We start from the raw sequence: 24,353 nt of genomic DNA, 5'->3' as shown, positions 1-24,353 counted from the left end.
ATTGATTAGTTGACTTTATCTAGTGCATCGTTGTCGCATCTGGACAACGAGGTTTAGTAAAACATCGGCCAGCCATCGGTTTCTAATGATGAATCATATTTCGCTATATCAAATATCGCGGCTGAAGGCCCGCAGTTTCGGAGGATGGTTTTGATGCGTGACTTAGCTGCAGCATCGGTGAGGAAGAATCAACTTCTCAGTAGCGCCTGCCAATCTCCGTCCATCTCCCAAGTTCACCCAATCGAAACCGCGGCGTCTAGTGATGCGCCAGCACCGGAGAAGGAACACCGTCATTTGTTAGGGAGAACAGCTCGTTGAACTCCTCTGCCGCTGATCGTTTGCTGAGGCCGTGCTGAATACAGCGCGCAGTCGGTCAGTTGAACCTGTTGGTATCTATGTGCCACCGAATCGAAGTGCTCGAACCACCGCTGTGTGGTCCGGGTCCCGAGGGTGCTGATATCGTCACCATCCACAACAATACGTTCGAACAGAGCAGTTTCGTGTACGGGTCACCGGGCGCTGTGAACAACGACGATGCGACGCTCAACGCCACGAACGACTCCTCGAACTCAGGAGAGGGATGCCGTCACTGGGAGTCGTGAACCCGAGACACCCGTTCGCGACTCCAATCGAGTATCGTGAACAGCACGTCCAGATAACGCGATTCGAGAGACTATATGGCCGTTTAGGCGTCTGAGATGGGCGTCGTGTGAGTCGGTTGTGTCTCGAAGAACCGCCCCGTCGGGAGCGACGAGATGTCGATAAATTCGTAGTCAGTCGTGTAGGTAAGATATAGCCCCGTCTTCGCGACACTCGAAACGGCCGTCCCTGCGGTCCACGTGAGGAACATCGAGCCGAACACCACGAGCGCACCCAGAAGGGGAACGAGGTCGGACGCGGGGACTGCCCCAACTACTGGTCCAACGATTTGCTGGAACTCCGCCGCGCCGAGGTAGACGACAATCCCGACGCCGAGTTGCCCGATAATGAGAGGGACGAGTCCGAGGATGGCGAAGAAAGTCTTGACACCGAGTGCGACGACGAGTGTCTCGCCGAGATTCGACCGAACGGTCCGGAGACTGTGGCGATACATCTCGAAGACACCTGCATCATCGAGCACGGCCGACGGGATGGCGAAGAACGAAAGCGTCGTAAACGAGGCAGACAGCACCGTCGCGGTGAGCGTCGCCGTGACCGACCCGCGGTCACGCTCAAGGATGGTGAGCAGCCCACCGATGACGCCGACGACGGCCGCGTGAAAGCAGACCGATTGCCACGCGCGGCCGACGCGTGACAGGGAAGTACCGAACGACGCCTCGCCAGTCTGAAGCAGGGGAGCCACGTACGCCACGAGCCACGCGTTGACGACGACCGAACAAACGAGAAGGAGGTCGAGACCACCCACGACGAGCAACGCGAACTGCAGCCCAGCCGGAAGGCCCGGCAGCACACGACCGAGCCACCGACTCTCGTAGCCGACGTAGATTCCCCCGAAGATGACCGACCCGATTGCGACGATGAAAAGCGGGAATAACAGCAAACGCCGGTGGTCGGCGAACACGCCGACGCCCTTGAGTCCGAGTATCTTCCCTCGGGTGAACGCGTTCCTCGTACGCATCTGTACTCGTCACTCACCCATCACCGACATAATTGTTCGGTTAAGTGAACAGTCAACTGAAACAGGGAACCAAGACTGCCGTACCGTTCTGCCGACTCATCCACGGCGAATCTCATCGGAAGCAACCTTGAGTTTCCGACGAACCCAATCAGCGAGGCATCGCGTCGACAACGCCGACCACGACCACGGAGATGAGTCCGACCAATTGCGATTTGATCAGTGACGCTCCGCTGACGAGCGCCGCACGGCACAAGGCGGTCGGTTTTAGCCTTTCTGCGAGACGCGACCGCAACCCGGTTCGTACCGACCGCGGGAGCCGAGTTTTCTGGTCCGAGTCACCGTACCGCCACCGCGGGTACCGCCGGGAGACGAGGCGCTCGGGAACGGGATTACTTAAACACCCATTCCAGATAGCATAACCGGGAAGCCAGTAAGGTGACTACTAACAGGTGATGTCAGAAGAATTCGGTTCGGAACTGGACGGGCAGGTCGCAATCGTCACCGGCGCCTCGTCGGGTATCGGCAGCGCGACCGCCAAATCCCTCGCCTCGCGCGGTGCCAGCGTCGTCGTCGCCGCCCGCCGCGAAGGCGAACTCGAAGAGCTCGCCGCAACCATCGAAGACGACGGCGGAGACGCTCTCGTCGTCCCGACAGACGTCACGGTCGACGACGACATCGACAACCTCGTCGAGGCGACCCTCGACGAGTACGGTCGCATCGACATCCTCGTCAACAACGCCGGTCTGATGCCGCTGGCGCACATCGGCGAGGCGGACCGCGAGACGCTCCAGACGACCATCGACGTGAACCTGACCGGCCTCATCACGCTCACGCACGCGGTCGTCCCGACGATGATGGAACAGGAAAGCGGCCACATCGTCAACCTCTCGTCGGTCGTCGGCCGGTTCCTGCAGGCGAACAGTTCGCACTACAACGCCGCGAAGGCGGGCGTCAAGATGTTCAGCGACTCGCTCCGACTCGACGTCGCCGAGGCCGGAATCCACGTCTCGTCGATTGAACCCGGCGCGGTCGACACGGAACTGCTCGACCACATCCCGGACGACGAGGTCCAAAAGAACGTCAAAGACTACGTCGGCACGATGGACGCGCTCGCGCCCGAGGACATCGCGCGGACGATCACGTTCGTCGTCACCCAGCCCGCGCGCGTCGATATCAACGAAGTTCTCATCCGCCCCCTCGACCAGGTCCAGCCCTAATCGGCTTCGAACAGTTCCCCCCCGGGGCCGCGTTTCGACGGCGCGGCGACACTGCGGGGGTGCTCGACACGCCCGGACGTCCCTTGATTGGCCGTAAATAGAGCCTTCGTTCGGTTCGAACGCGGTGTTCGGCCGGCCGCGTTAATGGCCCGCAGAGCGCCCACCACGCCGCGTGTTCGACGAACGGAGTGATACTTTCGGAACCGAGACTGGACGTCGACTACCAAAAACCAGTAATAACGTCGGTATCGGTCTGAACACATGTGAGAGATGACACAGATACATCTGTAATTCAGTGTGTTTCGAGTCCCAAGCCGGACGGTAGTCGGGCGTGCTCGAATCGACCCCCGTTGTCACGTTTCACCGTCCGTGCCCCGGGAGGTAAGCCCCCGAGGATGAATCGCGCTAGTAATGGGCGCATTACGAGTGAAACTACATCGGAATGGAGGCGACGACGTCACGGTGGTCGAAGCCGAAAAAAGTTGTTAAACTGTTAACTCAGTATTTTATAGTTAGTGCAATAATCTCTGGAGGAGTTATCTCCAACCGGATATACAACCGATACGAAAATTCCAGACAGGAGCGTTCTACCGCTGGATTTTTGAACTGTCGTCTGTCGGAAATTGTGTCGCTCGTCGATGACAGCGAGAGGCTCTCCGTCGCGGTCGAGAGCGTTCCACCCAGATGGTATCCGCTGATATTCAACCGATAGACGGCTTATTTCCTAAAATATCGCGGAGTATGAACACCAGTTCGCGTGTGTGAAGGAGTCAGTCGACGTTTCACAGAAATCATTCAAAACACAATATTATGTAAGATATATCAGAAAAAAATAGTATTAGAACCGCGCAAAATGCCGGACGAACTACGGTCGCGGAAGTGGCACCCCGAGAGTACCGCGGGGATTATACCAGCGCGCGCAATCCGATGACGAGTGAGCGATTCCAACGAGACCGAACCCGAGATAGCGTGGACCGCGGACGTGAACGGACTGCGGGGTCTCCCGATGCGAATCGCGTTCAACGGCGTCGACTTCGGCCGCGTGTTGTGGTGGGGCGTGTTCGCCGTTGCTCCCCTCGCGTTACTGATTTTCGGGGCGCTGGCCGGTGACAGCGGCCCGTTCGTGTACAGTATGTACTGCGCGGTGATACTGACGGCAGTCCTCCAGAGTTCGGAGCGGTTCGTCCGCATGAGCGTCACGGTCGACGGGGACGCCGGCGGGCTCGAAAGCACCTACCACATGGGCGACCCCTCGCTGTTTCGGAGCGACGAGGACGTGACCACGTCGCTCGCGGACGTCGAAGCCGCTCGGTTCGTGACCCTCAGGGACCGGACCGCAGTCCGACTGTCCTACGGGAAATCGGTCGTCAACAAGCCCTCGATGTTTCTCGTTCCGGACGGGGTCGAATCCCGGTTCCGCGAAACGCTCCGACGACACGACGTGTCGATTCGTGCGGATTCGACGCCGAAATCGGCCGATTGGGTGTGGGTTCGGTTCGCCGTGACCGCGCTCTTTTTCGGTGCGATTCCGCTCGGCACGGTCGTCGTCTGGCCCGCCGGTTCGGTTCCCTTCCTGCTGGCCGTGTTCGGGCACGCCGCCTTCGTGCTTCGGCAGGGGTGGTGACGGCGTGGGCCGCTCAGGAGGGCGGTCTCAGGGCAGAAGCGACAGCAAATCGAGGAGTACCTGTTTCACCCGCTCGTTGGAGACCGCGTAGCCGACCGCGAACATGAGACTGACCACGCCCCCGACGGCCACCGACGCGGGGACGCCAGCGTCGGCCGGGCCGAATACGGAGACCACTCCCGTCGCGACGATGCCGCTCAGTACGACGAACAGCCAGCTTTGCCGCGGCGTCCATCGACTCGTCTCCATTCAGCTATCCTGTCGGCTGTCGGAACAAAACGTTTGCCACCGGGTGGTCGAGCCGGAACCAGACTGTCGACGCCGGTGGCCGTCCGCCACTCGCGACCGTCACTCGTCGGTGGTTCCGAGACCCGTCGCCGGTGACACCGACGTCACCTGCTTTCGGTCACGTCGCCGAGAAGGTATATAGAGTCGACGCGTAGGTGCGCACGTAATGAAAGTCGGCTCCGAGACGAAGCTCTACAAGGCGGAGCGAACCGACGTCTCCCAGAATCAGGGGAAGTTCCGGACCTACTTCAACTTCCCCGGACGCGCCCTCCCGGACCACGCGGACCACGGCTACGGCCCGCTCGCGACCATCGTCGAGTCGTTCATGGACCCCGACACGCACATCGCGATGCACCCCCACCGCGACGAGGAAATCATCTCGTGGGTGCCCGCGGGCGTGATGCGCCACGGCGACCAAGACGGCAACGACCTCGTCACCGACGCCGACCACCTGATGGTGATGAACGCGGGCGAGACGTTCTGGCACGAGGAGTTCACCCGCGCGGACGACCCGCCGCTGCGGATGCTCCAGATGTTCGTCCGGCCCCACAGTCTCGGGCTGGAGCCAAACGTCCAACACGAACCCATCGACGCCCCCGTCGAGGGCGAGTGGCGGCACCTGTTCGGCCCCGAGGGCTCCGACGCGCCGCTTTTCGTCCGCAACGAGGTCGACCTCTTCGACCTCCGTCTCGACGCCGGGTCGAGCGCCGACCTCCCCGAAATCGAGGGCCGGGACGCGTACTTCTACGTGTTCGACGGCGCGGTCGAGGCCGCGGGCACGCGCTTCGGGAAGACCGAAAGCGGCCTGCTCGTCGACGACGCCGGCGTGACGCTCACCGCCGACGAGGACGCCACCGTCGTTGCCTTCCTCGTCGACCCCGACGCGCCCGTCACCCGACAGGGGACCATCGGTCGCTGACCGCGGTCCCGACGCGCCGAACCGTCCCCGTCGCGCCATCGCCATCGCTCCCGCCGTCCCTCAGAACACTCCACCCAACTCGATGCTCACAGACACCGCCGGAATCCACCACGTCACGGGAATCGTCCGCGACGCGCAGGCGAACGTCGACTTCTACGCGACGACGCTCGGCCTGCGCCTCGTCAAGCAGACGGTGAACTTCAACGAGAAGTTCACGCGCCACCTGTTTTACGGCGACGAGACCGGGTCGCCCGGAACGGCCCTGACGTTCTTCCCGTACCCCGCCGAGGAGCCGGGACGCCCCGGGACGCCGCAGATTCGGACCGCGTCGCTGGTGATTCCCCCCGAGGCCGTCGACTACTGGGCCGACCGCCTCGCCGACCGCGGCATCGAAGTCGACGGCCCGTTCGAGCGGTTCGGCGAGACGGTCATCCGGTTTTCCGACCCCGACGGGACCGACCTCGAACTCGTCACCGGCGAATCGTCGGTCGAACCGTGGACCGACGGCCCGGTCCCCGCGGAGCGCGCGATTCGCGGCATCCACGGCGTCACGCTCCACTCGACGAATCCCTTCGTGACCGCCAGCGTCCTCGACACGCTCGGGTTCGACCTCGTCGCACAGGAGGGCGACCGCGTCCGCTACCGAGCGCCGGGCGACCGGGCGACCACCGTCGACCTCCTCGACCGGGACGGCGAGTTCGGCCGCGAGGGCGCGGGGAGCATCCATCACGTCGCGGTCCGCGTCGAGGACGAAGCCCAACTGTACGAGTGGCACGACCTGTTCCGCGAGCGCGGCTACGACCGGTCGCGGGTGAAAGACAGACACGTCTTTCACTCGCTGTACGTCCGCGAACCGGGCGGCATCCTGTTCGAGCTCGCGACCGACGGCCCCGGGCTCACGTTCGATGTCGACCCGGAAACGCTCGGTCAGTCGCTGTACCTCCCGCCGTGGCTGGAGGAGGACCGCGAGATGATACGGAGCCAACTGCGTCCGCTGGACCTGCCGACTGGCGTTGGAGGCGACGACGGGGACGACGGTGAGGACGAGGGCACCGCGGGCGTTGGACCCAGTAGCGACGGCGGGTCGAACTGATGTCACCCCGACCGACCGCGCCTCGGTCCGCGACCGACCCCCACGAAGGACAGGAGATTGCGACGGCCGGTGCGCCGCCGCAGGTCGCCGACGCGGCCGTCGTCGTGCTCCACGGCCGCGGGTCGAAAGCGCGGCACGCCCTCACGCTCGTCGACGAGTTCCTCCATCGGGGCGTGATGTATCTCGCGCCGCAGGCCGCCGGAAGTTCGTGGTATCCGGCCCCGGCCGCTGGTCCCATCGAGCGAAACGAACCGTGGCTCTCCTCGGCGCTCGGCCGGGTGTCGGCCGCGCTCGACATCGCCGCCGACGCCGGAGTTCCGCCCGAGCGAGTCGTCTTCTTCGGGTTCTCGCAGGGCGCGTGTCTCGCCGCCGAGTTCGCGGTTCGGAACCCCCGCCGGTACGGCGGCCTCGTCGCGCTCTCGGGGAGCCTTCTCGGACCCGACCTCGGGAGTCGAACCGGCGACGGCGGCCTCGGCGGCACGCCCGTCTTCTTCGGAAGCGGCCGCGACGACCCCCGCGTCGACGCCGACCGAGTCGAGGCGTCGGCCCGAATCTTCGCGGGGCGCGGAGCCGACGCGACGAGTCGGCTGTACGAGGGACTGGGCCACGCCATCAACGACGACGAAGTCCGGGTTACCAACTCGTTCATCGAGCGACTCGACTGACTGGACAGACGGGTCTCGGGGGGTCGGCGAAGAAAAAACGAGCGTGCGTGGCCGCGGTCGAGACGCGACCGAGTGCGTGGATTAGACCTCGTCGACGAGGGTGCCGAAGGTGGACTCGGCGTCGGCGGGCACGTCGAAGTCGTGGTAGTGTTCGCCCTTCTCGTTCGAGAGGATGTTGAGGGCGGCGGCCGCGCCGTCGCCGGCGGAGATGACGGCCTGCCACTCCTCGGCGCGGACCATCGCGCCCGTGGCGTAGGCGCCCTCGACGCTCGTCTCCATCGTCACGTCCACGTCGACGATTCCGTCGTCGAACGCGCAGCCGAGCGCCTCGGCGAGGTCGCGGTTCGCGCCCGTGGCGAGCACGACGTAGTCAGCCTCGTACTCGCCGTCGTCGGTCGCGACCACGAACCCGTCGTCGCTCTCGCTCACGTCGGTGACTTCCTCGCCCTGATGGCGTTCCGCGGCGAAGTGGTCGACCTGCGTGCGGAGCGTCTCCATGAAGTCCGAACCGTCGACGGAGCCGATTCCGGGGTAGTTGAACAGATGCGCCTTGTGCATCCACGTCTCGTCGGTGTCGAAGACCGTCGTGGAGAGCCCGTTCTTGGCGGTGAAGAGAGCGGTTGTCAGACCAGCGGGACCGCCGCCGATGACGATTACGTCTGCCATGCCCAATGCACTAGCGCACTCGATAAAGAACCTCGGTAAAGCGGATATTTTGTGTTCCTCTCGGTTACGTTCTACCCCGGGCGTGTGTCTCGGCGCAGTCCTCGGCGTCCTCCTCGTGAACACGGACCGGCGAGGCGATTCGCCGCGTCGGCCGAGCCCGGAACCGACCGACGTGACGCTTCGATGTCTACTCCTCCAGTTGCGACTCGGCGAACGAGACGGCGAACTGGTCGCGCATCTCGCGGCGAAGCATCTCGCTCATCACCTCGTAGACGACCGGCTGCGGGTATTCCTCCAGTAGCGCGGCGAGTTCGGCGGCACAGTCGGACTTCAGCGCGGCGAATTCGGCGGTCCACGGTGGGTTGCTCATTACCCGCACATCCCCTCCCGCGTAGTTATGAATTTTAATTGAAACAAAGTGGGTTCCGAGCGCGCCCGGTCGCGCCGCTTGCCGGGAGATACGCCGGACGTTCGGCAGAAGGGTGCCGGTCAGGCGGGGTGAACCCACCCCGCCGGATGCCCTCGGTGAGGCACCCTTTCACGGTAACCTGTGGTGGTCGCGCGGGAAGCGCGCCGGGTCGGCGATGCGGCGTTACTCGAAGAGTTCGACGGCCTGCTCGTAGCGAGCGGCGGGTTCGTCCCAGTCGACGACTTCGAAGAACGCGCTCACGAAGTCACCGCGGGCCGGGCCGTAGTCGTGGTAGTACGAGTGCTCCCAGACGTCCAGCGCGAGAATCGGGTGACTACCCCAGAGCGCGCCCTGGTCGTGCTTGTCGACGACGACGTTCCGAAGCTGGTTCGAGAACGAGTCGTACACCAGGAGCGCCCAGTCGACGACTTCGAAGAACGCGCTCACGAAGTCACCGCGGGCCGGGCCGTAGTCGTGGTAGTACGAGTGCTCCCAGACGTCCAGCGCGAGAATCGGGTGACTACCCCAGAGCGCGCCCTGGTCGTGCTTGTCGACGACGACGTTCCGAAGCTGGTTCGAGAACGAGTCGTACACCAGGAGCGCCCAGCCGCCGGCCGCGCCGGCCGCCGCTTCGAATTCGCCCTTCCACGCCTCGTAGGAGCCGAAGTCCTCCGCGATGCGGTCCGCGAGCGCGCCCGAGGGCTCGTCGCCGCCTTCCGGCGACATGTTCTGCCAGAACAGGTCGTGCAGAATGTGACCGGAGCCGTTGTGCGTGACGTTGCGGAGCGCGCCGGCGGACGAGCCGAACTCGCCCGCGTCGCGGTTGTCGGCGAGAGTTTCTTCGGCCGCGTTCCAGCCGTTGACGTAGCCCTGGTGGTGGGTGTCGTGATGCCACGTCAGCACCTGCTCGGAGATGTGGGGCTCAAGCGCGTCGTACTCGTACGGGAGGGGGTCAAGTTCGTAGTCTGACATTGGTGTTCGCAGTTAGACCGAGGGACCGAACACATATGTACGTTCGCTGAACGCGATTTACGTAGTGGATGTGATATGTGTGATTTCAAATGGTCTCGGGCGCTCGCTTACCCCTCGTCATCAACTCTGGCGTCGTCGAGTTCGGCCTGCACTTCCCCCCACGACACCGGCGGTTCGAACGCCGCCAGCGTCGCCTCGAACGACTCGATTCGCGCCCCGTACTCGTCGGTCCACGGCGACCGGGCGAGGTCGTCGAGTCGCCCGCGGAGGCGCTGTACGCGGGCGTCGAGGTCGGCGAGGTCGGCGGCGGCCTCGTCGAGACCGTCGGTCTCCGCGTCCGACTCGGGAGCCAGTTTCCGGAGGTCGGCGAGTTCGGCCCGCACGTCCTCGACCAACAGGTCGGAGACGCGGGCGCGGAGCGCGGCGTTGCACCACTCGGTCGCGCGGTCGTCGTTAGCGTCCTCGGCGGCGTCGGCGCTGTCTTCGGAACTCTCCGCGTCGGCGACGGCCTCAACCCGGTCTTCGAGTCCGTCGAGCGACTGTTCGAGCGCCGCCACGTCGCCGTTGACCCCGCGCACGCGAACGTCGCGGTTCGAGAGCCACCGCTCGAACTCCTCGATGTCGAGTTGTACGTTGTCCGCGTGCGCGGTGAGCGCCTGCGACTCGGACGCGACCTCCCGGAGTCCGAGCACGACGTCGTAGACGGACCGGGGGTCGTCGCGCCAGTCGGAGAGCCCCCGTAGCTCCTCGCCGAGCGACTCGACCCGGTCGTTCGCGTTCGCGACCGTCGCCTCGAACACGTCGAGACGGGACCGCACGGCACCGATGGCCGCGTCGTCGCCGGCGGCCTCGCGGGCGTCGTCGAGGTCGATAGACGCGAGTTCGACGCGGGTCTCCGCGGTCGAGAGAATCATCGACGCGTCCGTGACCGCCGAATCGACGCCGTCGGCCGTCACCACGCCGTCTTCGGTCACGTGACTGAGTACCGCCCGAACGGTGTCGGGGTCTCGGGACTCGTCCGCGTCCACGACGCGCTCGACCGCCGCGGATTTCGACAGACCGACGATACGTTCGGATCCTATGTTTCGGTCCTGCTGGGCCATCGTGCGTACGTATCTCGGCACCCGTTATATTTTCTGTCGTCTCGATTACGTTCGCGTATATAGTTCTCCGTACTGATGTGTGCGCTAATATCGAACTATTTCGTCTCTTAGTGTTACGTGGGACTCTGATAGAACTAAAGTGGTATTATAAACGCATTTTATTTAAAACCGGGTCTGACCACGTGATGGCGCAAGATTCCAAGAAGTTGGCAGGCAGCGTATCACGTCGGCAGTTCCTCGTCGCATCGAGCGCGGCGGGCGTCGCGGGGCTCGCCGGTTGTTCGGGGCAGTCCAGCCCCGAGACCGACGCGCCGGCGACCGAAGCAGAGGAGACCGACGCTCCGGAGACCACGACCTCGACCCCCGAGGAGACGAGCGAATCGAGCGCGCCGCAGATGCTCACCGCCGAGGGTTCCTCGACGGTGTACCCCATCGCGAACAAGGGGAGCTCCTACTGGAACTCCAACGCGCCGCCGAGCGACGGCGAGTACTGGGGTTCGAGCGACGAATCTACCGTCCCCGGCTGGGACGAACTCGGCGCACCGGACATGCGTCTGGCCGACTACTTCGCATCCCTCTACGGCTTCGAGCCGACCGAGACGCAGGCGAACCCCGCGTTCGCAACGTCCATCGGCCTGAGCCACTCCGGGACGGGCTGTAAGTCCGTCCGCGACGGCCTCGTCGACATCGGTAACTCGTCGGGCCCCATCACGGCCGAACTCGGCATCAGCGAAGAAGAGCGCGACGCGAACTACGTGGACCACGTCCTCGGCCGCGACGGCCAGCCCGTCGTCGTCTCGAAGGACGTTCACGACGCGGGTGTCACGGAGCTCACCGGCGAGGAAGTCCGCCAGATCTACCAGAACGAGATTACCAACTGGAGCGAAGTCGGCGGTCACGACCAGGAAATCTACGTGGTCGGCCGCGCGGAGGGCTCCGGGACGGACACCTCGTTCCGCCTCAACATGCTCGGGAGCGCCGACGCCTCGATGGAGGGCGTCGACACCCGGAAGGGCCAGAACCAGCAGGTCGCGACCGTCGTCCAGCAGAACGACGGTGCCATCGCGTACATGGCACTCGCGTTCACCGGCCCGGAGGTCATCCCTGTCGGAATCGACTTCGAGGGCACGCTCTACGCGCCGGACAAGAGCGCGGAGCACACCATCTTCGACAGCGACTACCCGCTGAACCGGGACCTCCACCAGTACACGACCATCACGGAGGACACCCCGAGCGGGACGGACATGCGCGAAGCCGCGTTCATGAACATGTTCCTGACCACGTTCGGTCAGAAGCTGTTCGTCGAGGACAACAACTACATCCCGCTGCCTGACAAGGACCTCCAGTCCGAGAAGGACAAGCTTCCGAGCCAAGCGTAACGCGGCTCGGACGCGGTCGCGGTTCCTGAACCTCGTTCTTTCCATTCATCGACGCTCCAATCATGAACGTACTTCCAGACTCCGACGGTGCCGGCCTCCGAGCGGCGGCTCGGCGAGGGCTCCGGCGCGGTCGCGACTTCGTCGACGAGACGCCGCCGGGCGCACTCGTCACGGTCGCGGTCGCGGCGGTGTCGCTCCTCGCGGCGTTCGCGGGCTTTCTGGCCGTCTCGTCGCTGACGGCCGTCCCGTTCGCGGTGTTCCTCGTCGCGACGGGCTACGGCTGGCTCAGACACCAAGAATTGACAGCGCGCGTGCTCACGCTGACGACGACGGTCTCGACCATCCTCGTCCTCGGGCTCATCCTCGTCTTCATCTTCGCGGAGGCGTGGCCGACCGTGCAGTACGCGACCGTGAACGTCTTCGGCGTGCCGATTCCGGGCCTGCGGCTCTTCATCGAGACGCGCTGGAGCCCGGTGACGCCGCCGATTCGGTACTCGCTCGTCCCGATGATTCACGGGACGGTGCTCGTCACCATCATCGCGACGGCGGTCGCCGCCCCGCTGGGCGTGGCCGCGGCGCTCTTCCTCAGCGAAATCGCGCCGCGGACCGTCCGCGAGGTCGTCAAGCCGGGCGTCGAGATTCTGGCGGGCATCCCCTCCATCGTCTACGGCTTCATCGGCTTCACCATCCTCAGCCCGTGGGCGGCCGACCAGTTCGACATCCTCGGGCAGGGCACGTACCTGTTCGTCGGTATCGTCGTCGGCCTGATGGCGCTCCCGACGGTCGTCTCGGTCGCCGAAGACGCGCTCAACAGCGTCCCCGAATCGATGAAAAGCGGGTCGCTCGCGCTCGGCACGACCGACTGGCAGACGATGACCTCCATCACCCTGCCGGCGGCCTTTTCGGGCGTCTCGGCCGCGGTCCTCCTCGGCGTGGGGCGCGCCATCGGCGAGACGATGGCCGCGACCGTGATGCTCCGCGGCAGTCCGAAGCTCACGAAGCCGCTGTACAACGTCTTCTACGGTAACGACACGCTCACGTCGCTCATCGCGGCGAACTACGGCGACGCCGACGGCCTCCAGCTCTCGGCGCTGTTCGTCGCGGGCGTCATCCTGTTCGTCACGGTGCTGTTCCTCAGCATCGGGTCGCAGTACATCGAGGCGCGCATGCGCCGGAAGCTCGGAGGTGCCGACTGATGGCGGGCGCGACCGACACCGCGCTCGTCAGCGAGGACACCTCCGAGACAGAAGCGGTCGCCGCCGGCGCGGTGGGACTGGCGGCGGTGCTGTTCGCCCTCTCGCTCGCGTCGGTGTTCGAACTCGTGACCATCACCGACCCCGTCGCGGGCGTGCCGATGGTCGCGCTCCTCGGCGGGCTGTTGGTCCTCCTCGGGCTCGCCGTCGTCGGCTTCGGCGTCGGCTCCCGACTCGGCTACGTCGCCACCAACCCCAGACCGACCGCCGGACTGGTCGCCTCGGGCGCGTTCGCGCTCATCTGGTTCGTCGTCGGCGGCCTCGTCGCCTCGCAGACGCTCGGGCTCGGGACGGCCGGGTGGGTCGCCGCGTCGCTCCTCAGCGGCGGGGTCGCGTTCGCGGTGAGCGCGCTCCCCCGCGAGGACATCGGCTCGACGCTCCCCGCCGGCGCGCTCGCCGCGTTCGCCGGCGTCGTCTTCCTCACCGGCGTCATCGGCCCGTCGTGGGCGTGGGACCTCGGGTGGGAACAGCAGGCGTCGTTCAACGCCGAGTTCACGATTCCGGTCGTGACGGCGTTCTGTTCCCTGCTCGTCGGCTGGGCCGCCGCGAAGGCCTACGGCGGGTTCGGCGCGCGCGGCCGCCACGTCGGCGCGTACGTCCTCGTCTACCTGAACGCCATCTCCATCATCGCGCTGTTGTTCCTCCTCGTCGCGTTCACGGTCCTGAAGGGCCTGCCGGGGCTGTTCAAGGGCCTCGCGCTCGGCGCGGGTGCGGGCCCCGAAGTGACGCTCGTCGGCGTGACGTTCTCGCTGCCCGTCTCGTGGCCGTTCGTCATGAACGGCGTCGCGCTCCTCAACGACGTGAACGGCGTCCTTCCGGCCATCGCGGGGACGGTTTGGCTCGTCGTCGGCGCGGTGCTGTTCGCCGTCCCGCTGGGCGTCGGCGCGGCCGTCTTCATCACCGAGTACGCCGACCGCGGGCGCTTCACGCAGGTCGTCGAAGTCGCCACCAACGGGCTGTGGAGCACGCCCAGCATCGTCTTCGGGCTGTTCGGGCTGGCGTTTCTCGTCCCCCGGCTCGGCAACCAGAAGTCGCTTCTCGCGGGGATGCTCACGCTCGGCTTCATGCTCCTCCCGCTCGTCGTCATCACGAGTCGGGAGTCGATGCTGGCGGTCCCCGACGAGTACCGCGACGCGAGCGCGGCCCTCGGCGTCACGAAGTGGCAGACGGTTCGGAGCATCGTCCTCCCGGCGGCGCTTCCGGGCATCGTCACGGGCATCATCCTCGGCGTCGGCCGCATCGCGGGCGAGACCGCCCCGATTCTCCTGACCATGTCGGGGAGCGTCGCTCCGCCGGGGAGCCAGACGGTCGACGTAGTCGGCGGCTTCCAGTTCTCGCTTTCGCCGCCGTTCGTGACCAACCCCGAACTGATGCGGGCGACCTCGGCGCTCCCGTATCAGCTCTACTCGCTTATCACCGCGGGCGTCGGGGAGTCGTCGAACATCAGCGCCATCGACGAGTTCCGGTGGGCGACGGCGCTCATCCTGCTCGTGGTCGTCTTGGGCTTCTACGCGGTCGGCATCGCGACGCGGTACTACTTCCGGAGTAAACTTCAGCACGACTAACCATGAGCGAAACCAGACAGACGACGGACGACGCACAGGCGACGACGGACGACGCACAGACCGCGGACGGCGAACTCGCCGGCGGCGCGAGCCCCGGCACCGACCAGCCGCTCGAAGTCACGAGCGGCGAGACGCGCGAGCGGACCCGCGAGGAGTGGGTCGAACACGAGTTCGAGGGCGACGCGAAGCTCTCGGTCTCCGACCTCGACGTGTACTACGGCGACGACCACGCGCTGAAAGGCGTCTCGATGGAGATTCCCGAGAACAGCGTCACGGCGCTCATCGGCCCCTCGGGCTGTGGGAAATCGACGTTCCTCCGGTGTCTCAACCGGATGAACGACCGCATCAAGGCCGCGCGCATCGACGGCTCGGTCCGGCTCGAAGGCGAGGAAATCTACCAGGAGGGCGTCAACCTCGTGGAACTCCGCAAACGCGTCGGCATGGTGTTCCAGTCGCCGAACCCGTTCCCGAAGAGCATCGCGGACAACATCTCCTACGGACCGCGGAAGCACGGCGACCTCGACACCGGCCTGCTCGCCAACTTACTCGGCCGGAGCGACGACGACGCGGTCGACGAACTCGTCGAGCGCTCGCTTCGGCAGGCGGCGCTGTGGGACGAGGTGCGGGACCGACTCGACGACAACGCCCTCGGGCTCTCCGGCGGCCAGCAACAGCGGCTCTGCATCGCCCGCGCGCTGGCGACCGACCCCGAGGTGCTCCTCATGGACGAGCCGGCGTCGGCGCTCGACCCCATCGCGACCTCGAAAATCGAGGACCTCGTCCACGACCTCGCGGAGGAGTACACGGTCGTCATCGTCACCCACAACATGCAGCAGGCCGCGCGCATCTCGGACCAGACGGCGGTGTTCCTCACCGGCGGCGAGCTCGTCGAGTACGGCGACACCGACCAGGTGTTCGAGGACCCCCAGAGCCAGCGCGTCGAGGACTACATCAGCGGCAAGTTCGGGTGACGTTCGGGGTTGACCCCGGCCCGACCCGACGCCGACCCGCGCCGAGCGTCCCCGCGCTGACGACGCCGACTTCGACTTCCCGACGTGACGACGGTTCTCGACGACCTGCGGCCGTCGAAGCCGGACAGTCGGCGGCGACGCTCGCTTTTCGTCAGTCGAGTCACTCCCTGCGGCGGGGTCGGCGTCACCGCGGAACTGGCACGCAGACAACACGGTTTCAGACACGCCAACACAATGGAGACACGCAAGATACAGCAGGTCAGCAACGGGACGTTCACCGTCTCGCTCCCCCGAGAGTGGGCGGACGGCGAGGGCATCACCGCCGGCACCGTCGTCAACCTCCACACGCACATCGACGGGGTGCTGGTCGTACAGGCACCCGAGCGCGAGGACGACGCGTCGATGCAGTTCACGGTGACCGTCGGCGGGGGTGACGCGGGCGGCGGGCGCGACTCCGCCGCCGGCGACTTCCTCGAACAGACGCTCCGGGCGGCCTACGCCGCCGGGTCGAAGCAGGTCGTCGTCGAGGCCGACGGGACGTTCGACGCCGCACAGCGACAGGCCGTCAGGCGGGTCGCCCGCAACCTCGTCGGCGTGACCATCACGGAGGAGTCGGACGCGGCCGTCACGGTGCGGAACGTCCTCGACGCGAACGAGGTCTCCATCCGCCAGTCGGTCCGACAGCTCCAGTTCGTCGCCGTCTCGATGCACCGCGACGCGACCGCCGCGCTCACGGGTGCCGCCCCGCTCGACGGCTTCGCGGAGCGCGACGACCGCGCCGACCGGCTGTTTGCGATGGTCGACCGGCACTTCACCCGCGGGCTCGACCGCCTCGACGAGATAGACGCCCTCGGCGAGACGCGCCCGGAGCTGTTCCGCCTCCACACCGCGGCCCGCGAGTTAGAGCGCGTCGCCGACCACGCCGAGCGAATCGCGGCCGTCGCGTCGGCGGTTCCCGCCTCCCTACCCCAGGGGGTCGCCGACGAGGTGTCCGAACTCGCCGAGCTCGTCCCCGAGGCGCTCGAAGCCGCGGTACAGGTCGCGTTCGACGGCGAGAACCCCGACGCGGCGCGGGAGGCGCTTTCGGCGCGCGACCGGGTCCGCGCGGGCGTCGAAGACGTCGAACGGCGGCTGTTCGAGGAGCGCGACGCCGAGGTCGACTACCGGTTCGCGCACGCCCTCCACGCGCTCGAACGGACGGCCGAACACGTCGGCAACGTCGCCGAGGTCGGACTCAGAACGGCGGTCCGAACTCGCAACATGGACGAGCGGCCCGTCGGCGAGGGCGGCCGCGACGCAGCGGAACACACCCAGAGCGCCTGAACGACTCCAGAACGTCCGAACGACTCTAGAGCGCCTGAACCGGCCGTGGAGGTGCGCTCCCGAAGTGAGCAGTGACTGCGAGCTTTGCGAGAACGCTGTCGAATACGGGGCGGTTGGGACCGACGATTACGTGTCGGCGTACAGAAGCAGACTCGTGGCCTCGTAATCCTCCATGAACGCGCCGACACCGCCGATACTCACGCGTCGATTCCCGACGTCGACCTCGAAGGCGTTTTCGAATAGCAGCTCGCTGTTCGTGGGAGCGATCAAGCTCTGCCGAATCTCGGTTATCGGCCCCTCTATCGTCTCGGTCTCGTCGTCGGCTCCCGTTGGGCGGACCGTCGCACGCACGTGGAGTGACCGCCCGCGGCGTCGCGCCAGCTCCGCGTCGTAGACGGCCGGCCGAATACCGGAGTATCGCCGGGGAAGCGTGTTCGGGCGGCGAAGCATGACCGTCGTCGAGGACTGATACAGACCGAAGAACGCGACGGAGACGACGCCCGTCACGGTCGGGTTGGTGAATTCGATCGCTTCCTCTGGACCGTGTTCCCACGCGAGGACTGACAGCGGTGCGATGAGTCCGCGAGCATCGTCGATTGCGACGTAAGCGGGTAACTGTGCATCGATTCGGTTGACGACGGTTGCGACGTCTTCAACGGCTCCCGACCGGGCCTCGTAGTCGGATTCACTGAGCAGGAGGACGACGAAGACGCCGTCTTCGACTGCGGACTTGAGCGACGCTTCGACTTCGGAGAGAAACGCAAAGGGCAGAGAGAGTCGGATCTCCGAGTCCGCCTGTGAGATCAGCTCGCGGAGTCGACTCGCAAACGTCGGTCGGGACTGAATGACGCCGAGCGACATCGGCTCCGCTCGTGGCTGCTGATACCGCTCTTCGACGGCGTCCTCGATTCGGTCGAGTCTCGCAGATAACGTCTGAAACGCCTCAGAGGGTCGTCGAGCGTGGACGACCGCCGGCGACTGATGCTCCTCGATTCGAACGAGATTTCTCGAATCGAGCTGGGTCACGACCTCGTAAATGTAGCTCGTCGAAACGCCGGCGTCCGATGCGAGCGTCTTCGGTTCGGCGCTGCCTCGCTCTACGAGCGAGAGATACACGTCGATTTCTTTCTCGGAGAAGCCGAACCGCTGTAAGTCGTCGCGGAGCGCGTCGGGATTAGACATCTGTACCAAGTTAGGCATCGATAGTTTACTCGTCGGAGGATAAATGTTATCCTAAGCGGTGTTCCGATATCGGAATAATCCGATATTCGGCACGTGTATCGCGTCTGTCGCAGTTTCTCTGAAACTATATCCGGGGGCGTCCGTTCATTCATCGCCGTTCACTGAGAATAAAAAATAGCTATCCGATATCAAAATAAAACTCTCAACGAGTACTACCTCATATATCATGTACATTTATTTTAATGTGGTTAATCTGCCCGTTTGCGATGTCAGAGGAGAACACAGACACGGCAGACGAAACGGAGTTAGACAGACGGAGTTTCCTGCGGGGGAGTGCGGCGAGTGCCGCGGCGCTCACGTTCGGGTTGTCGGCGACGGAGACCGGCGCCGCACAGACGTCGGACCGCGTCGAATCGCTCATCGACGAGATGACACTCGAAGAGAAGGTGGCACAGGTCACCGGACAGGACGCGTTCCTCGAAGACACCGGCTATCTCCCGCCGAACGAGCGTCTCGGAATCGACGAAGTCCGGATGAGCGACGGTCCGCTGGGGCTTCGACGGGGACAGCAGACGGCGTTCCCGGCGACGATTTCGGCGGCGTCGACGTTCGACCAGCGCCTCGTCGAGACGGAGGGGACGGCCATCGCTCGCGAAGCCGTCGCCAACAATCAGGACGTCCACCTCGCACCGGCGCTGAACATCGTTCGGGTGCCGCAACTGGGGCGAGCCTTCGAGTACTTCGGTGAGGACCCGGCGGTGACCGGCGAACTGGCGACGGCGTTCATCGACGGCATTCAATCCGAGGGAATCATCGCGACGGCGAAACACTACGTCGCCAACAATCAGGAGACGAACCGCGGTGGGCCGTCGCAGGACCTGCCCGGTGTGAGCGCGGAGGTGAGCGAGCGCGCGCTTCGCGAGATATACCTGCCCGGTTTCCGGCAGGCCGTCGAAGACGGCGACGTCGGCGCAATCATGGCGGCGTACAACCGTATCAACGGGACGTACGCCACCGAACACGCGAAACTGCTTGACGAGATTCTCAAAGAGGAATGGGGCTTCGACGGCCTCGTCATGTCCGACTGGGGGGCGGTCCATTCGACGGTCGCCTCGGCGAACAACGGCCTCGACGTCGAGACGCCGGGAGAGAACCCCGCGTTCGACCTCAACTGGCCGGCCTACTGGGGCGACGACCTGCTGGAGGCCGTCAACGACGGCTACGTCAACGAGGCGGAAATCGACGACAAAGTACGACGGCTGCTCGGGCAGTTGGCGCGGTTCGGCCGCTTGGAGACACGGGATGCGCCCGACGTCTCGGTGGACAGGCGGGCACAGCGCCGAGTCGCGCGGGACGTGGCGGAACGCGGGGCGGTCCTCCTCAAAAACGAGGGCGACGTGCTCCCGTTCGAGACGGACGAGCTAGACGAACTCGCGGTCATCGGACAAACGCCGTCCCGCTTCCGAATCGGCGGTGGCGGGAGTTCCGACGTGGTGCCGGAACGCCGCGTCGGCCCGCTCGAAGGTATCGAGTCGTTCGTCGGCGACGACGTCACCGTCACGCCGGTCGAAGCGTCCGAACACCAGCCACTCGACGTCTCGACGGTCGCACACCCGGAGACGGGGGACTCGGGCTTCCGAGCGGCGTACTTCGATAACACGTCGTTCGACGGTGAGCCGGTCACGACGCGGTCGATGCGGTCGAACTCCCTGTTTTCCGAGGATATCGAGGCCGTCAGCGGCGTCGAGCCGAGCGAGTTCTCCGCGCGGTTGACCGGCGAATGGACCGCCCCGGTGTCCGGTACGGTCTCGTTCGAAGTCGCCAGTTCGAGCGCGAGCAGGCTCCTGATTGACGGCGAGCAGGTGGTCGAAAATCAGGGCGGTACGCTCGGAGGGAGCGCATCGACGACCGGGGACGTCTCGGTCGAAGACGGCGAGGCGTACGACGTCACTATCGAAGTCGCGGGCACCCAGTACACCGACGAACCGTATCTCCGCGTCCGCATCGCCCGACCGGACGAAAACCCCCTCGACCTCGCGACGGAGGCCGCGGCGAGCGCCGACGGTGCGGTGGTGATCGCGAAGGGGTCTTCAGAGGAGGGCGAAGACCGCGAGGACTTGCGTCTCGGCGGGAATCAGAACGAACTCGTGGAGGCCGTCGCCGAGGCCAACGACGCGACCGCCGTCGTTCTCAACACCGGGGGTCCCGTGGTGATGCCCTGGGTCGACGCCGTCCCGACGGTTCTCCAGATGTGGTTCCCCGGCCAAGAGGGCGGTGGGGCACTCGCGAATCTCCTCTTCGGCGACGCGAACCCCGCCGGCAGGTTGCCGGTCACGTTCGGCGCTGACCTCTACGACTACCCCGCGAACGAGCCGGATTCCGACCGGCGCTTCCCCGGGGAGAACAACCACGTCTACTACGACGAGGGGATTTACGTCGGGTACCGACACTTCGACGACGAGGCCATCGAACCCCTGTTCCCCTTCGGCGCCGGCGAGTCGTACACGTCGTTCGCGTACCGGAGGGCCACGCTCAGCCCCGGAGCGGTCGGGGACGGCCAGACCGCCTCGCTCTCCGTCGACGTCGCCAACACGGGAGACGTCGCCGGGACGGAGACGGTCCAAGTGTACGCCAGAGACGTGCAGGCCAGCGTCGACCGTCCGCCGAAGGAACTCGTCGCCTTCCAGACGGTCTCGCTCGACCCCGGCGAGCGGACCACCGTCTCGCTCGAAGTGACGCCCGACGACCTCGCGTTTTTCCACCCCGACGACGAGGCGTGGGTCACCGAACCCGGGCGGTTCGAACTGCTCGTCGGCCACTCGTCGCGAGATATCCGCCAAACCGTCACGCTGAACGTGATCGACAGGCCCGACGTCGCGAACAGTGCGAGTAACGGTCGCAGCGGGAACGGTTCGGGCGCTAACGGTGATGACGGCAACGACAGGGGTGGCGCAGGAAACTAGGCGCGGTCGAATCCGCGGCCGCGCGTCCGGCGTCGCCGCTTTCGCTTCGAGCGCGTCGAGCGTGATTCGCCCAGTGCCGCTATCGAACGCGCGGGACCGGAACGGGACCTACTCGGCCACCGAGTCCTCCCGCAGCGGAACGAGATTCGTCAGGGCGCGGTCGCCGAACAGGACGACGAGCGCCGCGCCGACGAGGTTAAACAGGAGGTCGAGCGCGGTATCGGTTCGGCCGTAGGAGACGAGCACGGGGTCGATGCCGAGCGCGTCGGCCCCGCGATGGATGGCGTACTCCGCGAGTTCCCAGAGCACGCCGGCGCAGACGACGACCGCGAGCACGCGGGTCGAGGGGTCGCGGCCGCGGCGGCGCGAGAGCACGTGGACGACCCCGCCGAGAATCGTCGCCGAGTGGGCATGAGTCAGGTGGTCCCACCACCACACGTCGTCGTAGGGGCCGAGCATCCCGACCGAGTGAGTCAGCATGGCCGACTCGACGTAGAGGCGCTGCCACGGGCGGAACTCGACGCCGACCAGTCGCTCGAAGGCGTCGGGGAGGTACGTGCCCGCGAGCGCGAACGCGGCGTTCACCATCGCGGCCGGGTTGCGACGGCGGAGCCCGGTCAGAAACACGACGACGATTGCGTATCTGATTCCGTCGTCCGGTCGCCGCCGCCGCCCCGTCGAATCGCTCGTCTCGGTCACGGTCGTTCTCATCGGGACTGTCGTCGGCGTCGGGTAAAAACGTTGACAGCCGGACGGCGGTCGGTCGCAGACGGGACGGCGGTCTCAGACGACGGAAGAGAGCGCGTCCATCACGCGGTCGACCTTCTCCACGTCGGCGTTGTAGCCCATGTGACCGACCCGGAGAATGTCGTCGGCGAGGTCGGCAAGCCCGGTTGCGAGGACGATGTCGTGTTCGGCTTCGAGTTCCGCTCGGACGCGCTTCGCCTCGCCGGGGAGGTGGAACGCCGTCACCGTCGGGGCGCTCCGCTCTGCGTCGGGGTAGAGGTCGAGGCCGAGGTCGGCCCCGCGCTCGCGGCAGTGTGCGGCGGCTTCCTCGTGGCGCTCGTAGACCGCGTCGAGCCCTTCTTCGAGGAGCATCGACAGCGACTCGTCGAGGGCGGCGACGTTCGCGCCGAGGTGGGTGTACGGGAAGCCCTCGCTCGTGTCGCGCCACGGGAGGAGGTTCGTGTAGAGCGAATCGGGGTCGCGTTCCTCGATGACCTCCCACGCGCGGTCGCTGACGGCGGCCGTCGTCAGTCCCGGCGGCGAGCTAAACGCCTTCTGCGACGCGCCGAGGTTGATGTCGATGTGCTCGCTCGGGACGGGCGTCCCGCCGAGCGAGGAGACGGCGTCGACGACGGTCAACACGCCGTGGTCGTGGAGGCGTTCGAGGACCGGCGCGATGTCGTTGAGCGTCCCCGTCGGCGTCTCGCAGTGGACCATGGTGGCGACCTCGAACTCGCCCTCGTCGAGCGCGGCTTCGACGCCCGCCACGTCGAGCGGGTCGGTGTAGTCGGCACCGACGATGGTCGGTTCGCCGCCGTAGCTCTCGACGAAGTCGGCGAAGCCGTCGCCGTAGAGGCCGTTCGAGACGCAGAGCACGTCGTCGCCGGGGGCGACCGTGGAGGCGATGGCGGCTTCGAGGCCGAGGATGCCCTCGCCGCCCATGACGACCACGTCGTCGTCGGTGCCGTAGACGCGCCCGAGCTTCTCGCAGACGCCGTCGTAGGTGTCGAAGAAGGACTGCTCGATGTCGGGGTTCGGCATCGGCTCGCTCAGTCGGTCGCGGACCCGCGGCGGGACGGCCGTGGGGCCGGGTGTCATCAGCATGCCTCCCCGTAGCGAACAGAGCGTCTTAGCAGTACGGCATCGGCGGCGGGCGCTCGACCGCCTCGGCGACGCCGACCGGTCGCGGTCGATGCGGACGACCGGCGGGCGTCGAACGCGGCCGTCCGCACCGACGACGGACGGGAAGGCACAAAAGCGCCCTCGCCGTCAGCCACGTGTATGAGCAAGCTCTCACCTGCGGACCTCGACCGCTACGTCTTCTCGCGGACGGGGGCCCCCAACGACGACCTGCTCGTCGGGGCCGGCTACGGCGAGGACGCCGCCGCCGTCGCCACCGGCGAGGGAACGATGGTCGTCAGCACCGACCCCATCTCGCTCGCCGCCGAGCGCATCGGCACCCTCGGCGTCGCCATCGCCAGCAACGACGTGGCCGCCTGCGGGGGCGTCCCCGAGTGGCTCGTGAGCACCGTTCTCCTCCCCGAACCGGACGTGGACCTCCTCGACGACATCACCGCCCAACTCGACGCGGAGGCCCGACGACTCGGCATCAGCATCGTCGGCGGCCACACCGAGACGGTCGCCGGGCTCTCGCGGCCGCTCCTCTCGCTTACCTGCATGGGGCCGACCGACCGCTACGTCCCGACGAGCGGCGCGGACCCCGGCGACGCGGTGATTCTCACCAAAGGGGCCGGAATCGAGGGCACCGCCGTCCTCGCCACCGACTTCCGCGCCGACCTCGATGCCGCCGGCGTCGATTCCGAGACGGTCGACCGCGCCGCGGACTTCTTCGACGACATCAGCGTCCTCCCCGAATCCGCCGTGCTCGCGCCCGCCGCGACCGCGATGCACGACCCGACCGAGGGCGGCGTCCTCAACGGACTGGTCGAACTCGCCTGCGCCTCCGGCGTCCGAATCGAGGTCGACGGCGACGACGTGCCCGTCCGCCCCGAGACGCGGGCGCTCTGCGACGCGATGGGCGTCGACCCGATGCGGATTCTCGGCTCCGGCGCGCTCCTCGCGGCGGTCCCCGAAGACGAGGCCGACGGCGTTCTCGCCGCCCTCGACGCCGAGGGAATCGAGGCGACGGTCGTCGGAACCGTCGAAGCGGCGGGCGACGGCACGAACGCGGACGACGGTGCGGACTCGACCGCATCGGCCGCGGGCGTCGTCTACGACGGGGTTCACCACGCCGACGGCGTCGAAGACGACATGTACGACCTCTGGAACTGAGCCGAACGCGAGTCGCCTGACCGACCCGGCGACGCCGGGAGAACCCAACACAACTTTGACTACTGAAATTCCACTTGGTGATATGACTGCCGAACGCCCGTCTCGACTCGCGAGCGACCCGCCGG

General features: G+C 66.1%; 21 protein-coding genes. 12 read left to right on the top strand and 9 right to left on the bottom strand.

Annotated features, from left to right (window positions below; all coding sequences use genetic code 11):
- Nucleotides 1-685 precede the first annotated feature (685 nt).
- Nucleotides 686-1,618: a hypothetical protein gene (locus tag BN996_RS16615; protein ID WP_089780934.1), complete on the bottom strand. Its 933-nt coding sequence runs from the start codon at nt 1,616-1,618 to the stop codon at nt 686-688.
- Between the two features lie 452 nt (nt 1,619-2,070).
- On the opposite strand from BN996_RS16615, the gene BN996_RS16610 reads away from it, so the two are divergent.
- Entirely contained in the window at nt 2,071-2,835 is a 765-nt protein-coding gene (locus BN996_RS16610; protein WP_042666569.1) for an SDR family oxidoreductase, read from the top strand.
- 934 nt (nt 2,836-3,769) lie between these two features.
- Nucleotides 3,770-4,459 (top strand): hypothetical protein, encoded by a 690-nt coding sequence (locus BN996_RS16605; RefSeq protein ID WP_226908783.1) that lies wholly within the window; start codon nt 3,770-3,772, stop codon nt 4,457-4,459.
- 27 nt (nt 4,460-4,486) lie between these two features.
- Here the strand turns inward: BN996_RS16605 and BN996_RS16600 are convergent, their stop codons facing one another.
- Nucleotides 4,487-4,708, bottom strand: coding sequence for a hypothetical protein (locus BN996_RS16600; RefSeq protein WP_042666572.1), 222 nt, complete (start codon nt 4,706-4,708; stop codon nt 4,487-4,489).
- A 205-nt stretch (nt 4,709-4,913) separates the two neighbouring features.
- On the opposite strand from BN996_RS16600, the gene BN996_RS16595 reads away from it, so the two are divergent.
- The 3 genes from BN996_RS16595 (at nt 4,914) to BN996_RS16585 (ending at nt 7,424) form a co-directional block, all read left to right on the top strand.
- A complete protein-coding gene (locus BN996_RS16595) occupies nt 4,914-5,666 on the top strand; it encodes a pirin family protein (RefSeq protein WP_089780932.1) in 753 nt (250 codons plus the stop codon).
- An 82-nt stretch (nt 5,667-5,748) separates the two neighbouring features.
- The gene (locus BN996_RS16590; RefSeq protein WP_089780930.1) at nt 5,749-6,759 is read left to right on the top strand and encodes a ring-cleaving dioxygenase; all 1,011 of its coding nucleotides are present in this window, start codon (nt 5,749-5,751) and stop codon (nt 6,757-6,759) included.
- Nucleotides 6,759-7,424, top strand: a complete 666-nt coding sequence (locus BN996_RS16585; RefSeq protein WP_089780928.1) for an alpha/beta hydrolase — start codon at nt 6,759-6,761, stop codon at nt 7,422-7,424. The genes BN996_RS16590 and BN996_RS16585 overlap by 1 nt, the downstream gene beginning before the upstream one ends.
- A gap of 81 nt (nt 7,425-7,505) precedes the next feature.
- Here the strand turns inward: BN996_RS16585 and BN996_RS16580 are convergent, their stop codons facing one another.
- The 4 genes from BN996_RS16580 to BN996_RS16565 form a co-directional block, all read right to left on the bottom strand.
- Complete coding sequence (locus BN996_RS16580) at nt 7,506-8,090, bottom strand: NAD(P)/FAD-dependent oxidoreductase (protein WP_042665525.1); 585 nt, start codon at nt 8,088-8,090, stop codon at nt 7,506-7,508.
- 187 nt (nt 8,091-8,277) lie between these two features.
- Nucleotides 8,278-8,460 (bottom strand): hypothetical protein, encoded by a 183-nt coding sequence (locus BN996_RS16575; RefSeq protein ID WP_042665527.1) that lies wholly within the window; start codon nt 8,458-8,460, stop codon nt 8,278-8,280.
- Between the two features lie 222 nt (nt 8,461-8,682).
- Nucleotides 8,683-9,471: a superoxide dismutase gene (gene sod / locus BN996_RS16570; RefSeq protein WP_089780926.1), complete on the bottom strand. Its 789-nt coding sequence runs from the start codon at nt 9,469-9,471 to the stop codon at nt 8,683-8,685.
- A 107-nt stretch (nt 9,472-9,578) separates the two neighbouring features.
- Nucleotides 9,579-10,574, bottom strand: coding sequence for a halo transducer protein (locus tag BN996_RS16565; protein ID WP_089780923.1), 996 nt, complete (start codon nt 10,572-10,574; stop codon nt 9,579-9,581).
- A 185-nt stretch (nt 10,575-10,759) separates the two neighbouring features.
- Between BN996_RS16565 and BN996_RS16560 the strand changes: the two genes are divergently transcribed.
- The 5 genes from BN996_RS16560 to BN996_RS16540 all read left to right on the top strand — a co-directional run bounded on the left by BN996_RS16560 (nt 10,760) and on the right by BN996_RS16540 (nt 17,065).
- Nucleotides 10,760-11,953 (top strand): PstS family phosphate ABC transporter substrate-binding protein, encoded by a 1,194-nt coding sequence (locus tag BN996_RS16560; protein ID WP_089780921.1) that lies wholly within the window; start codon nt 10,760-10,762, stop codon nt 11,951-11,953.
- 62 nt (nt 11,954-12,015) lie between these two features.
- Nucleotides 12,016-13,149: a phosphate ABC transporter permease subunit PstC gene (gene pstC / locus BN996_RS16555; RefSeq protein ID WP_089780919.1), complete on the top strand. Its 1,134-nt coding sequence runs from the start codon at nt 12,016-12,018 to the stop codon at nt 13,147-13,149.
- Nucleotides 13,149-14,771, top strand: a complete 1,623-nt coding sequence (gene pstA, locus BN996_RS16550; protein WP_089780917.1) for a phosphate ABC transporter permease PstA — start codon at nt 13,149-13,151, stop codon at nt 14,769-14,771. The genes pstC and pstA overlap by 1 nt, the downstream gene beginning before the upstream one ends.
- A gap of 2 nt (nt 14,772-14,773) precedes the next feature.
- Nucleotides 14,774-15,742, top strand: a complete 969-nt coding sequence (pstB, locus tag BN996_RS16545; protein WP_089780914.1) for a phosphate ABC transporter ATP-binding protein PstB — start codon at nt 14,774-14,776, stop codon at nt 15,740-15,742.
- Nucleotides 15,743-15,976: 234 nt separating this feature from the next.
- On the top strand, nt 15,977-17,065 hold the full coding sequence (locus tag BN996_RS16540) for a PhoU domain-containing protein (RefSeq protein ID WP_089780912.1): 1,089 nt from the start codon (nt 15,977-15,979) through the stop codon (nt 17,063-17,065).
- Between the two features lie 126 nt (nt 17,066-17,191).
- Here BN996_RS16540 and BN996_RS16535 read toward each other — a convergent pair whose 3' ends face one another.
- Nucleotides 17,192-18,247: a TrmB family transcriptional regulator gene (locus BN996_RS16535; RefSeq protein ID WP_167344161.1), complete on the bottom strand. Its 1,056-nt coding sequence runs from the start codon at nt 18,245-18,247 to the stop codon at nt 17,192-17,194.
- Between the two features lie 266 nt (nt 18,248-18,513).
- On the opposite strand from BN996_RS16535, the gene BN996_RS16530 reads away from it, so the two are divergent.
- Nucleotides 18,514-21,210: a glycoside hydrolase family 3 C-terminal domain-containing protein gene (locus BN996_RS16530; protein WP_167344160.1), complete on the top strand. Its 2,697-nt coding sequence runs from the start codon at nt 18,514-18,516 to the stop codon at nt 21,208-21,210.
- A gap of 108 nt (nt 21,211-21,318) precedes the next feature.
- On the opposite strand, the gene BN996_RS16525 is transcribed toward BN996_RS16530, so the two are convergent.
- Together BN996_RS16525 and BN996_RS16520 are read right to left on the bottom strand one after the other, a co-directional pair.
- On the bottom strand, nt 21,319-21,921 hold the full coding sequence (locus BN996_RS16525; RefSeq protein ID WP_089780906.1) for a DUF2238 domain-containing protein: 603 nt from the start codon (nt 21,919-21,921) through the stop codon (nt 21,319-21,321).
- Between the two features lie 72 nt (nt 21,922-21,993).
- Entirely contained in the window at nt 21,994-23,040 is a 1,047-nt protein-coding gene (locus BN996_RS16520; protein WP_089780904.1) for a pyridoxal-phosphate-dependent aminotransferase family protein, read from the bottom strand.
- Between the two features lie 177 nt (nt 23,041-23,217).
- Between BN996_RS16520 and BN996_RS16515 the strand changes: the two genes are divergently transcribed.
- Nucleotides 23,218-24,228, top strand: coding sequence for an AIR synthase family protein (locus tag BN996_RS16515; RefSeq protein ID WP_089780902.1), 1,011 nt, complete (start codon nt 23,218-23,220; stop codon nt 24,226-24,228).
- Nucleotides 24,229-24,353 lie beyond the last annotated feature (125 nt).

This window comes from Haloferax massiliensis, from assembly GCF_001368915.1.
Classification (GTDB): Archaea; Halobacteriota; Halobacteria; order Halobacteriales; family Haloferacaceae; genus Haloferax; species Haloferax massiliensis.
Note: the sequence above shows the minus strand (reverse complement) of the source record. Positions and strands in the feature narration are given on the sequence as shown.